The sequence below is a fragment of the Cellulomonas sp. HZM genome, from assembly GCF_000708885.1.
Lineage (GTDB): Bacteria > Actinomycetota > Actinomycetes > Actinomycetales > Cellulomonadaceae > Cellulomonas.
In genome coordinates this window covers 13083-26314 of record NZ_JEOE01000020.1, presented here as the reverse complement: position 1 = coordinate 26314, position 13232 = coordinate 13083, and the positions used below count along the sequence as shown (strand labels likewise).

Sequence of the window (13232 nt, the reverse complement as noted above, 5' to 3'; positions counted from 1 at the left end):
AGGTTCCTTACGAGGGCGTCAGGCGGTGCAGAACGACGGCAGCAGGTTGGCCGGAGCGTCCGTCGGGCACGGGTCGAACGTGAAGATCACCAGCGTGCCGAGCACGACGACGACCACGAACGCGAGGTACAGCAGGCACTTGAGCACCAGCCGCACGCCGTCGCGCTCCGCGTAGTCGTTGATGATCGTGCGCACGCCGTTGGTGCCGTGGATCATCGCGAGCCACAGCATGAGCAGGTCCCACACCTGCCACAGCGGCGAGGCCCACTTGCCGGCGACGAAGCCGAAGTCGATGGCCTTGACGCCGTCGCCCGCGACGAGGTTGACGAACAGGTGGCCGAAGATCAGCACGAGCAGCAGCACGCCGGACGCGCGCATGAACACCCAGCCGTACAGCTCGGTGTTGCCGCGCGTGGTGAGGCGGCTCGGACGGGCGCGCGGCGGGCGCGGCGCCTTCGGGTCGGCGATCGTGGTCATCACTCGCCCCCGAACACGTGCATGAGGTGCCGCGGCAGGAATCCGGCCATGGTCACGACGAACAGACCGACGACGACCCACAGCATCACGCGCTGGTACTTCGGGCCCTTGGCCCAGAAGTCGACCAGGATGATCCGGATCCCATTGAACGCGTGGAACACGATCGCGGCGACGAGGCCGGCCTCGCCCAGGCCCATGATCGGGTTCTTGTACGTGCCGATGACGTCGTTGTACGCCTCGGGGGAGACCCGCACGAGCGACGTGTCGAGCACGTGCACGAGCAGGAAGAAGAAGATGGCGACACCGGTCACGCGGTGCGCGACCCACGACCACATGCCTTCCCGGCCGCGGTACAGGGTTCCGGCCGGCGCTTTCTTGCGCGGCGCGGCGGGCGCTGCGGGCACTTGGGGGGCCTCCTGGCGATGAGGTGCGAGTGACGAGCTGGTCCGCCACGACGTCGTGGCCGGCCCGTGACGCTCACTGTATCCACCAGGTTCGGATGCCACCGTGCGCGCACGGGCCTTTGGTCCCGTCCTGTGAGCAAGTCCACACAGCGAGACGGATGCCTGCGACCGGGCGGTACCGGCGAGGTCCTGACCGTCCTCGCTAGCCTGGCGCGCATGTCGAGCGAGATCCCCGGCTTCCACGCGGTCGTGCCTGCAGGCGGTGCGGGTACGCGGCTGTGGCCGTTGTCGCGGGCCGGGCGCCCGAAGTTCCTTCTCGACCTCACGGGCAGCGGGCGGACGCTGCTGCAGGCGACCGTGGACCGGCTGGTCCCGCTCACGGGTCGCGGCGGCGTGCTCGTCGTGACCGGCGCGCGGCACGCCGACGCGGTCGCGGAGCAGGTGGGGGCCGACGAGACCGGGGGAGCCCCCGACGTGCTCGCGGAGCCGTCCCCCCGCGACTCCATGGCGGCGATCGGGCTCGCCGCGGCGGTGCTGCTGCACCGGCACGGCGACGACGTGGTGCTCGGCTCGTTCGCGGCCGACCACGTGATCTCGGGGCAGGAGGAGTTCGAGCGCGCCGTGCGCGAGGCGGTGCAGGTCGCGCGCGCGGGCTTCGTCGCGACGATCGGCATCCGCGCCACGGGACCGTCGACCGCGTTCGGGTACGTCCGGGGCGGGGAGCCGCTCGGGGTCGACGGGGCGCCCAGCGCGCTGCACGTGCTCGGCTTCACCGAGAAGCCCGACGAGCTCACGGCCGCGGCCTACCTCGCGACGGGCGAGTACCGCTGGAACGCGGGCATGTTCATCGTGCGGGCCCGCGTGCTGCTCGACCACCTCGCCGCCCAGCTGCCCCCGCTGGCCGCGGGGCTGGAGGAGATCGGCCGCGCGTGGGACACGGACGGGCGCGACGAGGTGCTCGCGCGGGTCTGGCCCGGGCTGACGAAGATCGCGATCGACCACGCGATCGCCGAGCCGGTCGCGGCGGCCGGCGGCGTGGCCGTGGTCCCCGGGGACTTCGCATGGGACGACGTGGGCGACTTCGCGTCGCTCGCGCACCTCGTCGGCGGAGACGGGGCCGACGACGGGGCGACCGTGGGCGACGACGCGCGCGTGCTGCGGCTCGCGTCGCCGGACGCCTTCGTCGTGACCGGGGCCGGCGAGCGAACGGTGACGGTGGTCGGCATCGCGGACGCGGTGGTCGTCGACACCCCCGACGCGCTGCTCGTCACGACGCGTGCCGCGGCCCAGGAGGTGAAGGGCGCGGTCGACGGCTGGCGTGCCGCGGGCCGCGACGACCTGCTCTGATCCTGCGCGCGCATCGCTCGCGCGTGGGCCGCATGACGGACTCGGCGGGTCCCCGGTGCGCGTGCAGGGATAGCCTCGCCAGGTGTCCGCGCAGCCCACGACCCCCGAGCCCGCCGCACGACCGGCCGTCGCGCCGTTGCACCCGGCGGGCCTCGCGGCGGGTGGTCGGCGCGGCGACGGGTCCGACGACGCGGCGCTCGCGCTGCTGCGCACGACGCTCGACGAGCTGCGCGACGAACTCGTCGCCGTCCGCCGCGACATCCACGCGCACCCCGAGCTCGCGCGAACCGAGGTGCGCACCTCACGGCTGATCGCGGACCGGCTGACCGCGGCGGGGCTGAGCCCCCGACTGCTGCCCGGGTCGGGCGTCGTGTGCGACATCGGCCCTGCGCACACCGACCGGGGCGCACGCGTGGCCCTGCGCGCCGACATCGACGCGCTCCCGCTGCCGGACACGTGCGACCTGCCGTGGGCCTCCGAGCAGCGCGGCGTGGCGCACGCGTGCGGGCACGACGTGCACACCACGGTCGTGCTGGGCGCGGGGCTCGCGCTCGCGCGCCTGGCCGACGAGGGGCTGCTGCCGCGCGGCGTGCGGCTCGTCTTCCAGCCGGCCGAGGAGGTGCAGCCCGGCGGCTCGCTCGACGTGATCGCCGCGGGCGGGCTCGACGGCGTGGAGCGGATCTTCGCGGTGCACTGCGACCCCAAGGTCGACGTGGGCCAGGTCGGCACGCGCATCGGGCCGATCACGTCCGCGAGCGACGAGGTCCAGGTCACGCTCACGGGGCCGGGCGGGCACACGTCGCGCCCGCACCTCACCGGGGACGTCGTGTTCGCGCTCGGGCAGGTCATCACGCAGGTGCCCGCGGTGCTGGGGCGCAGGCTCGACCCGCGCTCGGGCGTCAACCTCACGTGGGGCGCGGTGCAGGCGGGTACCGCCAACAACGCGATCCCCTCGTCGGGCACGGTGCGCGGCACGCTGCGGTGCCTCGACGTGCGCGCGTGGCAGCAGGCGTCCGAGGTGTTCCACGCCGCGGTCGAGCAGGTCGTCGCGTCGCTCGGCGTGGAGGCGGAGATCCGGCACCACCGGGGCGTGCCGCCGGTCGAGAACGACGAGCGCTCGACGGCGGTCCTCGAGGCCGCGGCGCGTGACGTGCTGGGCGAGGAGGCGGTGCTGCTCACCGAGCAGTCGCTCGGCGGCGAGGACTTCGCGTGGTACCTGACGAAGGTGCCGGGCTCGATGGCACGCCTCGGCACGCGCACGCCGGGCGGCACCACCTACGACATCCACCAGGGCGACCTGCGGGTCGACGAGCGGGCGATCGAGGCCGGAGCGCTGCTGCTGGCCCGCGCGGCGGTGCTCGCCGGGCGGTGAGTCGCGCTCGACCCGGCGTGCCGGTCGCATCCTGAGACGCCGCGTCCGCCACCTGGGCCGATGTCTCAGGTCAGTAACAGAACCTCGCTGGATACCACTCGGTAACGTGCGCGTCACGCACGCGTGGCTAGAGTCCGACTCATCCACCGGGACACCCGCCGTCATGCCCGCCCGCGCCCTGTCGCGACCGGCTCGCCACGAGCCGCCGCACCAGCAGGGGACGAGGGCCGGCGGGGCCCGCACTGCACGAGACCAGGAGTTTCGCGTGAAGAAGATCATCCGAGCGGCAGCGCTCAGCGGGGCCGTCGCCCTCGCGCTCGCGGCGTGCGGGAGTGCACCGTCCGACGACACCACGACCCCCGCGACGGGCGGCGACGCGACGTCGACCGGCGGTGCGACGAACAGCGACTTCAAGGGCTGCATCGTGTCCGACTCGGGCGGCTTCAACGACAAGTCGTTCAACGAGTCCGGCCTCAACGGCCTGCTGGCGGCGAAGAAGACGCTCGGCATCCAGACGGCGCAGGCCGAGTCGAAGACGGACGACGCGTACGCGCCGAACATCGCCAACATGATCAGCCAGAAGTGCAACATGATCGTGTCGGTCGGTTTCAAGCTCTCGACGGCGACCGGTGACGCTGCGAAGGCCAGCCCCGACACCAAGTTCGCGATCGTCGACGCGCAGCCCACGGACTCCAAGGGCGCGGCGCTCACGCTCGACAACGTCAAGCCGCTCGAGTTCGACACGGCCCAGGCCGCGTACCTCGCGGGCTACCTCGCCGCGGGCATGACCAAGACCGGCGTCGTCGGCACCTACGGCGGCCTCAAGATCCCGACGGTCACCGTCTTCATGGACGGCTTCGCGGACGGCATCGCGAAGTACAACGAGGTCAAGGGCAAGGACGTCAAGCTCGTCGGCTGGGACAAGGCCAAGCAGGACGGCCTGTTCAACTCCGGCAACGCTCCGTTCGACCCGGGCTCCGGCAAGGCCAACGCCGACTCGCTCGTCGCCGCGAACGCGGACATCATCCTGCCGGTCGCCGGCGGCGCCGCGCTCGACGCCCTGACGGCCGCGAAGGCCACGCCGGGCACGCTCGTCATCTGGGTCGACTCGGACGGCGCGCTCATCAACCCCGACTCGTCGTCGGTGATCCTGACCTCGGTCATGAAGCTCATCGGTGCGGCTGTCGAGTCGTCCGTGACGGACGCGGTCCAGGGCAAGTTCTCGGCCGAGCCCTACGTCGGCACGCTGCAGAACGAGGGCGTCGGCATCGCGCCGTACCACGACCTCGACTCGAAGGTGCCGGACGACCTGAAGAAGGAGGTCGACCAGCTCAAGGCCGACATCATCTCCGGCAAGCTCAAGGTCGAGTCGGTCAGCTCGCCCAAGTGATCCACCGACCGAGCCGGTCCGGGACACGATCCCGGGCCGGCTCGGTCGTGTCCGGCTGAGGATCGATCGACACTGGATCCACTCCGGATAATGTCGGACTGCGCACCGTCGCCAAGGAGGGCACGTGAAGCTGGAGCTGCGGGGGATCACCAAGCGGTTCGGGCCGCTCGTCGCGAACGACCACATCGACCTGGTCATCGAGCCGGGGCAGATCCACGCGCTGCTCGGTGAGAACGGCGCCGGGAAGTCGACGCTGATGAACGTCCTGTTCGGGCTGTACGAGCCCGACGAGGGCGAGATCGCGATCGACGACGCGGTCGCCAAGTTCTCCGGGCCGGCGGACGCGCTCGCCGCCGGCATCGGCATGGTGCACCAGCACTTCATGCTCGTGCCGGTGTTCACGGTCGCCGAGAGCGTGATGCTCGGGCACGAGAGCACGCGCCGGGGCGGCCTCCTGGACCTCGATGCCGCGCGTGCCAAGGTGCGCGAGCTGTCCGACCGGTTCGGGTTCGACGTGAACCCCGACGCCGTCATCGAGGACCTGCCCGTCGGCGTCCAGCAGCGCGTCGAGATCATCAAGGCGATGGCACGCGACGCGCGCGTCCTGATCCTCGACGAGCCCACCGCGGTGCTGACGCCGCAGGAGACCGACGAGCTGATCGAGATCATGCGCCAGCTCCGCGAGGCGGGGACGTCGATCGTCTTCATCACGCACAAGCTGCGCGAGGTCCGCGCGGTCGCCGACGTCATCACCGTCATCCGGCACGGCAAGGTCGTCGGCACGGCCGAGCCGTCCGCGCCCGAGACCGAGCTCGCCGCGATGATGGTCGGCCGGGCGGTCTCGCTCGAGCTCGACAAGGCGCCCGCGGAGCCCGGGGACGTCGCGCTCGAGGTGCAGGACCTGCTCGTGCTGGACCCCACCGGTGCGCGCGTCGTGGACGACGTCTCGTTCGAGGTGCGCGCCGGCGAGATCCTCGCGGTGGCCGGCGTGCAGGGCAACGGGCAGTCCGAGCTCGTCGAGGCGCTGCTCGGGCTCGAGACGCCGCTGCGCGGCTCGGTGCGGCTGGGCGGCGAGGAGCTCGTCGGGCTCTCGGTGCGACAGGTGCTCGACAAGGGTGTCGGCTTCGTTCCGGAGGACCGGTCGCACGACGGGCTCGTCGGCGAGTTCAGCGTCGCGGAGAACCTGGTGCTGGACCTGCTGTTCGACGAGCGCTACCGCCGCGGCCTCAGCGTCGACCTCGCGGCCGTGCAGGCCAACGCGACCGCGCGCATCGAGGAGTACGACATCCGCACGCGCGGGCCCGCGCAGCCCGCGGGTCGCCTCTCGGGGGGCAATCAGCAGAAGGTCGTCGTCGCGCGCGAGCTCTCCCGCCCGCTCAAGCTGTTCGTCGCGAGCCAGCCCACGCGCGGCGTCGACGTCGGCTCGATCGAGTTCCTGCACCGGCGCATCGTCTCCGAACGTGACGTCGGCACCGCGGTGCTGATCGTCTCGACCGAGCTCGACGAGGTCAGCGCGCTGGCCGACCGGATCGCCGTGATGTACCGCGGCCGGGTGGTCGGCGTCGTGCCGGGCGACACCCCGCGCGACGTGCTCGGCCTGATGATGGCCGGCGTCCCGCTCGACGACGCGCAGCGCCAGGCCGCCGAGAACCCCACGACCGAGACCCTGCTCGAGGAAGGCGAGGCGCCGTGACCGACGAGCTCGTTCCCGACCCGGCGGCGACCCCGCCGGTCGCCCCCCCCGGCGGAGCCCCGCACGCCGTCCCAGCCGTCGTCCGACGAGCGTGCCGCCACCTGGCTGCGCCGCGTGTCCACCGGCAACGCGATGGTCACCGTGCTCGCGTTCGTGCTGGCGCTCGTCATCGGCGGCGTGCTCATCGCCGCGGTCGACCCCGACGTCACGAAGGCCGCCGGCTACTTCTTCTCCCGCCCGGGCGACCTGCTCTCCGCGGCGTGGTCGGCCGTCGCGTCCGCGTACGCCGCGCTGTTCCGCGGCGCGGTGTTCGACTACCAGGCGGACACGTTCGCGCTCGCGATCCGCCCGTTGACCGAGACCATGACCACCGCGACGCCGCTGATCATCGCGTCGCTGGGCGTCGCGGTCGCGTTCCGTGCGGGCCTGTTCAACATCGGCGCGCAGGGCCAGGTGATCCTCGGCGCCATCGTCTCCGGGTACATCGGCTTCACGTACCACCTGCCGGCCGGGGTCGCGGTCCTGCTCGCGCTCCTGGGTGGCATCGCGGGCGGTGCGCTGTGGGGCGGCATCGCCGGTGTCCTCAAGGCGCGCACCGGCGCGCACGAGGTCATCGTCACGATCATGCTCAACTACGTCGCGACCAACCTGCTCGCGTGGCTGCTGACCACCAAGGCGTTCATCGGCACCAACGGCGAGCCCAAGTCGATCACCGTGCTCCCGCACGCGCAGCTGCCCCTGCTGTTCGGCAGCCAGTTCCGCGTGACGTGGGGCTTCGTCATCGCGATCCTCGCCTCTGTCGCGGTGTGGTGGCTGATGTCGCGATCGCGGCTCGGCTTCCAGCTGCGGGCGGTCGGGTCCAACCCCGCCGCGTCGCGCACCGCGGGCATCAGCGTCCAGCGCATGACGATCTACGTGATGCTCATCTCGGGCGCCCTCGCGGGCCTCGCGGGTGCGGTGCAGCTGCTCGGGACGTCGAAGTACATCACCGACGGCATCGCGGGCACGATCGGCTTCGACGCCATCACGGTCGCGCTGCTCGGACGGTCCAAGCCGCTCGGCATCTTCTTCGCGGGTCTGCTGTACGGCGGGCTCAGCGCGGGCGGCCGGTTCATGGAGGTCGTGACCGGCACACCCATCGACATCGTGCTCGTGCTGCAGGCGCTCGTGGTGCTGTTCGTCGCCGCGCCCGCCCTCGTCCGCACGATCTTCCGGATCCCGGCACCGTCCGGTGAGCTGAAGGGGGCGGCCGCGTGAGCACCGTCGTCGAGAAGCCGGCCCCCACGCCGGCCCCTGTGCCGGCACCGGCCGCGCAGTCCGTGAGCGTCCGTCCGTCGCTGCGGATCCCGATCATCCTCGGGGTCCTCGCGCTCGTCGCGCTCGCGGTGTTCGGGTTCGGGGCGAAGTCGGGCGTGGACTCCACGTTCGGCCTGTCCCTGCGCGCCGACGCGGTGCAGCTCTCGCCGCTCGTCGTCGCGTCGAGGCCCACCGCGATCGTGCTCGGCGTGCTGTGCGTCGCGATCGCCGCGTTCGCGTTCTGGCAGGCCGTGAAGCACCGTCGCACGCCCGCATGGCTGCTCGCGGTGTTCGGTGTGCTGTGGGTGTTCGCGTTCCTCGTGTGGGCCGTCGCGGGCAAGGCGACGTCGCTCGTCGACCTGCTGCAGGGCTCGCTGCTGCTGGCCGTGCCGCTCGCGTTCGGCGCGTTCGGCGGCGTGCTGTGCGAGCGCGCGGGAGTCGTCAACATCGCGATCGAGGGGCAGCTGCTCGTCGGGGCGTTCGCCGCGGCGGTCGTCGCGTCGGTGACGGGCAACGTCTACGCGGGCCTCCTCGCCGCCCCGGTCGCCGGGTGGCTGCTCGGGCTCCTGCTCGCGCTGTTCACCGTGAAGTACGCGGTGAACCAGATCATCGTCGGCGTCGTGCTCAACGTGCTGGCCGTCGGGCTCACGAGCTTCCTGTTCAGTGCGGTGCTCAAGCCCAACGCGGCGACTCTCAACACTCCGCCGCTGATGAAGCCGATCGGCATCCCGCTCCTCGAGAAGATCCCGCTGCTGGGCCCGGTGCTGTTCGACCAGACGGTCATCGTGTACGCCATGTACGTGGCCGTCGTGGTGCTCACGGTCCTGCTGTTCCGCACCCGCTGGGGCCTGCGCGTGCGCGCCGTGGGGGAGCACCCCGAGGCCGCGGACACGGTCGGCATCGACGTCAACCGGACGCGCTGGCGCAACGTGCTCGCGGGCTCGGCCACCGCGGGGTTCGGGGGCGCGTTCCTCACCATCGGGTACGTCGGCCAGTTCGGCCAGGAGATGTCCGGGGGCCGCGGCTACATCGCGCTCGCGGCCATGATCCTCGGCCGCTGGACGCCGATCGGATCGCTCGGCGCGGCGCTGCTGTTCGGGTTCGCGACGAAGCTCGCATCGGCCCTGTCCGTGCTCGGCACGCCCGTGCCGAGCCAGTTCATGCTGATGCTGCCGTACGTGCTGACGATCTTCGCGGTCGCCGGCTTCGTCGGACGCGTGCGCGCACCCGCCGCGTCGGGCGTCCCGTACCTGAAGGGCTGAGCGGCGTGGCCGACCCCGACATCGACTGGGACGCGTTGCGGGCCGCCGCGACCGACGTCATGGCGCGCGCGTACGTGCCCTACTCACGGTTCCCCGTGGGGGCCGCGGCGCTCGTCGACGACGGGCGCACGGTCGTCGGGTGCAACGTGGAGAACGCGTCGTACGGCGTGACGCTGTGCGCGGAGTGCTCGCTGGTCTCGGCGCTCGTCGTCGGCGGTGGGGGACGGCTCGTCGCGTTCACGTGCGTCGACGGGCACGGCGACGTGCTCATGCCGTGCGGACGCTGCCGGCAGCTGCTGTTCGAGCACGGGGGGTCGAGGCTCCTCGTGGAGACCGTGAGCGGGGTGCGACCGATGAGCGAGGTGCTCCCGGACGCGTTCGGCCCCGCCGACCTGGAGGAGAGGGCATGAGCTTCGACGCCGTCGAGGTGATCGTCGCCAAGCGCGACGGGCACCGGCTGTCCGACGCGCAGATCGACTGGGTGATCGACGCGTACACGCGCGGCGAGGTGGCCGACGAGCAGATGTCGGCGCTCAACATGGCGATCCTGCTCAACGGGATGGACCGCGCGGAGATCGCGCGCTGGACCGCCGCGATGATCGCGTCGGGCGAGCGCATGTCGTTCTCGCACCTGAGCCGCCCCACCGCGGACAAGCACTCGACCGGCGGCGTCGGGGACAAGATCACGCTGCCGCTCGCGCCGCTCGTCGCGGTGTTCGACGTCGCGGTCCCGCAGCTGTCCGGCCGCGGCCTGGGCCACACGGGCGGGACGCTCGACAAGCTCGAGTCGATCCCCGGTTGGCGCGCCGCGTTGAGCAACGACGAGATGATGCGCCAGCTCGAGGACGTCGGCGCCGTGATCTGCCAGGCCGGATCGGGCCTCGCGCCCGCGGACCGCAAGCTGTACGCGCTGCGGGACGTCACGGGCACGGTCGAGGCGATCCCGCTCATCGCGAGCTCGATCATGAGCAAGAAGATCGCCGAGGGCACGGGCGCGCTCGTGCTCGACGTGAAGGTCGGCTCGGGCGCGTTCATGAAGGACCTGGACCGCGCGTCCGAGCTCGCGCGCACGATGGTCGACCTGGGGACCGACGCGGGCGTGCGCACGGTCGCGCTGCTCACCGACATGTCGACGCCGCTCGGGCTCACGGCGGGCAACGCCCTCGAGGTGCGCGAGTCGGTCGAGGTGCTCGCGGGCGGCGGTCCCGCCGACGTCGTCGAGCTCACGCTCGCGCTCGCGCGCGAGATGCTCGACGCCGCGGGCCGTCCCGACGCGGACCCGGCCGCGGCGCTCGCCGACGGCCGCGCGATGGATGCCTGGAACCGGATGATCGAGGCGCAGGGCGGCGACCCCCGCGCCGAGCTCCCGTGGGCGCGCGAGACGGACGTCGTCGTGGCGGAGAGCGACGGTGTCCTCGAGACGCTCGACGCGTACGCCGTCGGCATCGCGGCGTGGCGCCTCGGTGCCGGCCGGGCACGCAAGGAGGACCCGGTGCAGGCGGGTGCGGGCGTCGTCCTGCACGCGCGGCCGGGCGACACGGTGCGCGCGGGCGAGCCCATCCTCACGCTGCACACCGACACCCCCGAACGGTTCGGGCGCGCACGGGAGGCGCTCGAGGGAGGGGTCGTCGTCGCGCCCGCGGGGACCGACGTCGCGGTGCGCCCGCTCGTGCTGGGTCGCATCGACTGATCCGCCGCCGAAGTGCGCGCCCGCTGGACCTGCGGCCGTGCGACGAGCGGAGCACGATGGGGACCGTCCGCAGCCACCGAACGTCTGGAGCAGCGATGAGCACCGTTCCCGGGAACGACGCCTGGCGTGACGCGGGCCTGGAGCCCGCCGACCCCCACGAGCCCGCCCGGCTGGGCGAGCCGGTCGACGACCTGGCACCGCCCGACCCCGACGAGTACGAGCCCGACTTCCCGCGGCCCGACCTCGAGGGACGGGCCGACGAGGCGGACGTCGTCGAGCAGGACGACGAGGTGGACCTGGACGACGACGAGGAGGAACCTGAGTGAGCGAGCCGGACGGTCATCCGCAGGAGCGCGACGAGGACGCCGGCGAGCGCACCGAGCAGCTCGTCGGCCTCGTCCCCGGTCTGCCCAAGGTCCTGTTGCACGACCACCTGGACGGCGGGCTGCGTCCCGCGACGATCGTCGAGCTCGCCGCCGAGATCGGCCACGAGCTGCCCGCGCCGGACGCCGAAGGGCTCGCGGCCTGGTTCACCGACGCCGCGAACGCGGGGTCGCTCGAGCGCTACCTCGAGACGTTCGAGCACACGATCGCGGTGATGCAGACGCCCGAGCACCTGCGCCGGGTGGCGCGCGAGGCGGCGATCGACCTGGCCGCGGACGGCGTCGTCTACGCCGAGGTGCGGTTCGCGCCCGAGCAGCACCAGCGCGAGGGGCTGACCCTGCAGGAGGTCGTCGACGCGGTGCTGGGCGGCTTCGCCGACGGCAGTGCGCAGGCGTCGTCGAACGGCTCCGGCGTCGGGTCGATCAGGATCGGCACGATCCTGTCCGCGATGCGGCAGGCGGACCGTTCGCTCGAGATCGCCCGCCTCGCGCTCGACAACCGCGACGTCGGCGTCGTCGGGTTCGACATCGCCGGGCCCGAGGAGGGGTTCCCGCCCTCCCTGCACGCCGAGGCGTTCGCGCTCCTGCGGGACAACGACTTCCCGGCGACCGTGCACGCGGGCGAGGCCGCGGGGCTCGGGTCGGTCGCGGAGGCCGTGCACGTCGGCCACGCGTGCCGACTCGGGCACGGTGCGGGCATCGCGCAGGACACGGGGGCCGACGAGCTGGGCGACCGGCTCGGGGTGCTCGCGCACTGGGTCCGGGACCGCCGCATCGCGCTCGAGCTGTGCCCGTCGTCGAACCTGCAGACCGGCGCGGCCGACTCGGTCGCGAGCCACCCGGTCACGTGCCTGCACGAGCTCGGCTTCGCCGTGACCGTCAACACGGACAACCGCCTGCAGTCGGGCACGTCGCTGTCCCGCGAGCTGACGCTGCTCGTGCAGGAGGCCGGCTGGACGCTCGCGGACCTCGAGGACGTCGCGGTCACGGCCGCGGCGCACGCGTTCATCCACCACGACGAGCGCGCCGCGCTCATCGACACCGTGATCCGGCCCGCGTACGCCGCGGCCCGCGGAGGAAGGCACCGCGCATGACCCACGCACCCCTGGACCCGGAAGCGCTCGCGCAGTTCGTCGACCACACGCTGCTCAAGCCCGAGGCGACCCGCGAGGACGTCGAGGCGCTGGTCGCCGAGGCCGCGCGGCTCGGGACGTACTCGATCTGCATCTCGCCGTCGTTCCTGCCGGTGACGGTCCCGGACGGGCTCAAGATCGCCACGGTGTGCGGCTTCCCGTCGGGCAAGCACCACTCGTCGGTCAAGGCCGCGGAGGCGGAGCGGTCGGTGCGGGACGGGGCCGACGAGGTCGACATGGTCATCGACGTGGGCGCGGCCAAGGAGGGCCGGTTCGAGGACGTCCGGGCCGACGTCGCGGCGGTGCGCGCGGCCGTGCCGGCACCCACGGTGCTCAAGGTCATCATCGAGTCCGCCGTGCTCACCGACCACGAGATCGTCCAGGTGTGCCGGGCCGCGCGGGACGCGGGTGCGGACTTCGTCAAGACGTCGACGGGCTTCCACCCGGCGGGCGGCGCGACCGTGCACGCCGTGTCGATCATGGCGGACACCGTCGGCGGAGAGCTCGGCGTCAAGGCGTCGGGCGGCATCCGCACGACGGCCGACGCGCTCGCGATGATCGACGCGGGTGCGACGCGCCTCGGGCTGTCCGGGACGGCGGCGGTGCTCGCGGGCTTCGAGGCGGACAGCGGGTACTAGCGGTCGCCGAGCGTCCCGGCGCGACTTCACCCGGGAATCCCGGTGCCCGGAATGTCCCGTCCCCGCTAGCGTCCGGATCGGTGGCGCCGAGCGACGGCGCCCGGAGCGCCGGGGGGCGACGATGCACGTGCGGCACAGGACTCGTAG

At 72.6% G+C, this 13232-nt stretch carries 13 protein-coding genes; 11 read left to right on the top strand and 2 right to left on the bottom strand.

Annotated features, from left to right (window positions below):
• Window positions 1-18: 18 nt before the first annotated feature.
• Together sdhD and sdhC are read right to left on the bottom strand one after the other, a co-directional pair.
• Window positions 19-477 (bottom strand): succinate dehydrogenase, hydrophobic membrane anchor protein, encoded by a 459-nt coding sequence (sdhD, locus tag AW16_RS0111480; RefSeq protein ID WP_029290482.1) that lies wholly within the window; start codon window positions 475-477, stop codon window positions 19-21.
• Window positions 477-881, bottom strand: a complete 405-nt coding sequence (sdhC, locus tag AW16_RS0111475; RefSeq protein ID WP_081861621.1) for a succinate dehydrogenase, cytochrome b556 subunit — start codon at window positions 879-881, stop codon at window positions 477-479. Before sdhC ends, sdhD begins: the two co-directional genes overlap by 1 nt.
• Before the next feature lie 216 nt (window positions 882-1097).
• On the opposite strand from sdhC, the gene AW16_RS0111470 reads away from it, so the two are divergent.
• From AW16_RS0111470 to deoC, 11 genes are all read left to right on the top strand, one after another.
• Window positions 1098-2228: a mannose-1-phosphate guanylyltransferase gene (locus AW16_RS0111470; protein ID WP_029290479.1), complete on the top strand. Its 1131-nt coding sequence runs from the start codon at window positions 1098-1100 to the stop codon at window positions 2226-2228.
• Between the two features lie 82 nt (window positions 2229-2310).
• Window positions 2311-3600, top strand: a complete 1290-nt coding sequence (locus tag AW16_RS0111465; protein WP_369794785.1) for an amidohydrolase — start codon at window positions 2311-2313, stop codon at window positions 3598-3600.
• 265 nt (window positions 3601-3865) lie between these two features.
• Window positions 3866-4990, top strand: a complete 1125-nt coding sequence (locus AW16_RS0111460; protein WP_029290475.1) for a BMP family protein — start codon at window positions 3866-3868, stop codon at window positions 4988-4990.
• Window positions 4991-5114: 124 nt separating this feature from the next.
• Window positions 5115-6683: an ABC transporter ATP-binding protein gene (locus AW16_RS0111455; RefSeq protein WP_029290474.1), complete on the top strand. Its 1569-nt coding sequence runs from the start codon at window positions 5115-5117 to the stop codon at window positions 6681-6683.
• Between the two features lie 114 nt (window positions 6684-6797).
• On the top strand, window positions 6798-7940 hold the full coding sequence (locus AW16_RS0111450) for an ABC transporter permease (RefSeq protein WP_231496030.1): 1143 nt from the start codon (window positions 6798-6800) through the stop codon (window positions 7938-7940).
• Window positions 7937-9241, top strand: coding sequence for an ABC transporter permease (locus AW16_RS0111445; protein ID WP_081861620.1), 1305 nt, complete (start codon window positions 7937-7939; stop codon window positions 9239-9241). Before AW16_RS0111450 ends, AW16_RS0111445 begins: the two co-directional genes overlap by 4 nt.
• A gap of 5 nt (window positions 9242-9246) precedes the next feature.
• On the top strand, window positions 9247-9651 hold the full coding sequence (locus tag AW16_RS0111440) for a cytidine deaminase (protein ID WP_369794784.1): 405 nt from the start codon (window positions 9247-9249) through the stop codon (window positions 9649-9651).
• Window positions 9648-10931, top strand: a complete 1284-nt coding sequence (locus AW16_RS0111435; protein ID WP_029290471.1) for a thymidine phosphorylase — start codon at window positions 9648-9650, stop codon at window positions 10929-10931. The genes AW16_RS0111440 and AW16_RS0111435 overlap by 4 nt, the downstream gene beginning before the upstream one ends.
• Before the next feature lie 95 nt (window positions 10932-11026).
• Window positions 11027-11257 (top strand): hypothetical protein, encoded by a 231-nt coding sequence (locus AW16_RS0111430; protein WP_029290470.1) that lies wholly within the window; start codon window positions 11027-11029, stop codon window positions 11255-11257.
• 80 nt (window positions 11258-11337) lie between these two features.
• Entirely contained in the window at window positions 11338-12408 is a 1071-nt protein-coding gene (locus AW16_RS0111425) for an adenosine deaminase (RefSeq protein ID WP_029290469.1), read from the top strand.
• A complete protein-coding gene (gene deoC, locus AW16_RS0111420; protein ID WP_029290468.1) occupies window positions 12405-13085 on the top strand; it encodes a deoxyribose-phosphate aldolase in 681 nt (226 codons plus the stop codon). The genes AW16_RS0111425 and deoC overlap by 4 nt, the downstream gene beginning before the upstream one ends.
• The last annotated feature ends 147 nt before the right edge of the window (window positions 13086-13232 follow it).

Bases quoted from the DNA above. Each gene is read 5' to 3' on its own strand.
- AW16_RS0111470 (WP_029290479.1), top strand. From the start codon at position 1,098: ATGTCGAGCGAGATCCCCGGCTTCCACGCGGTCGTGCCTGCAGGCGGT.
- AW16_RS0111435 (WP_029290471.1), top strand. From the start codon at position 9,648: ATGAGCTTCGACGCCGTCGAGGTGATCGTCGCCAAGCGCGACGGGCAC.
- deoC (WP_029290468.1), top strand. From the start codon at position 12,405: ATGACCCACGCACCCCTGGACCCGGAAGCGCTCGCGCAGTTCGTCGAC.
- AW16_RS0111430 (WP_029290470.1), top strand. From the start codon at position 11,027: ATGAGCACCGTTCCCGGGAACGACGCCTGGCGTGACGCGGGCCTGGAG.
- sdhD (WP_029290482.1), bottom strand. From the start codon at position 477: ATGACCACGATCGCCGACCCGAAGGCGCCGCGCCCGCCGCGCGCCCGT.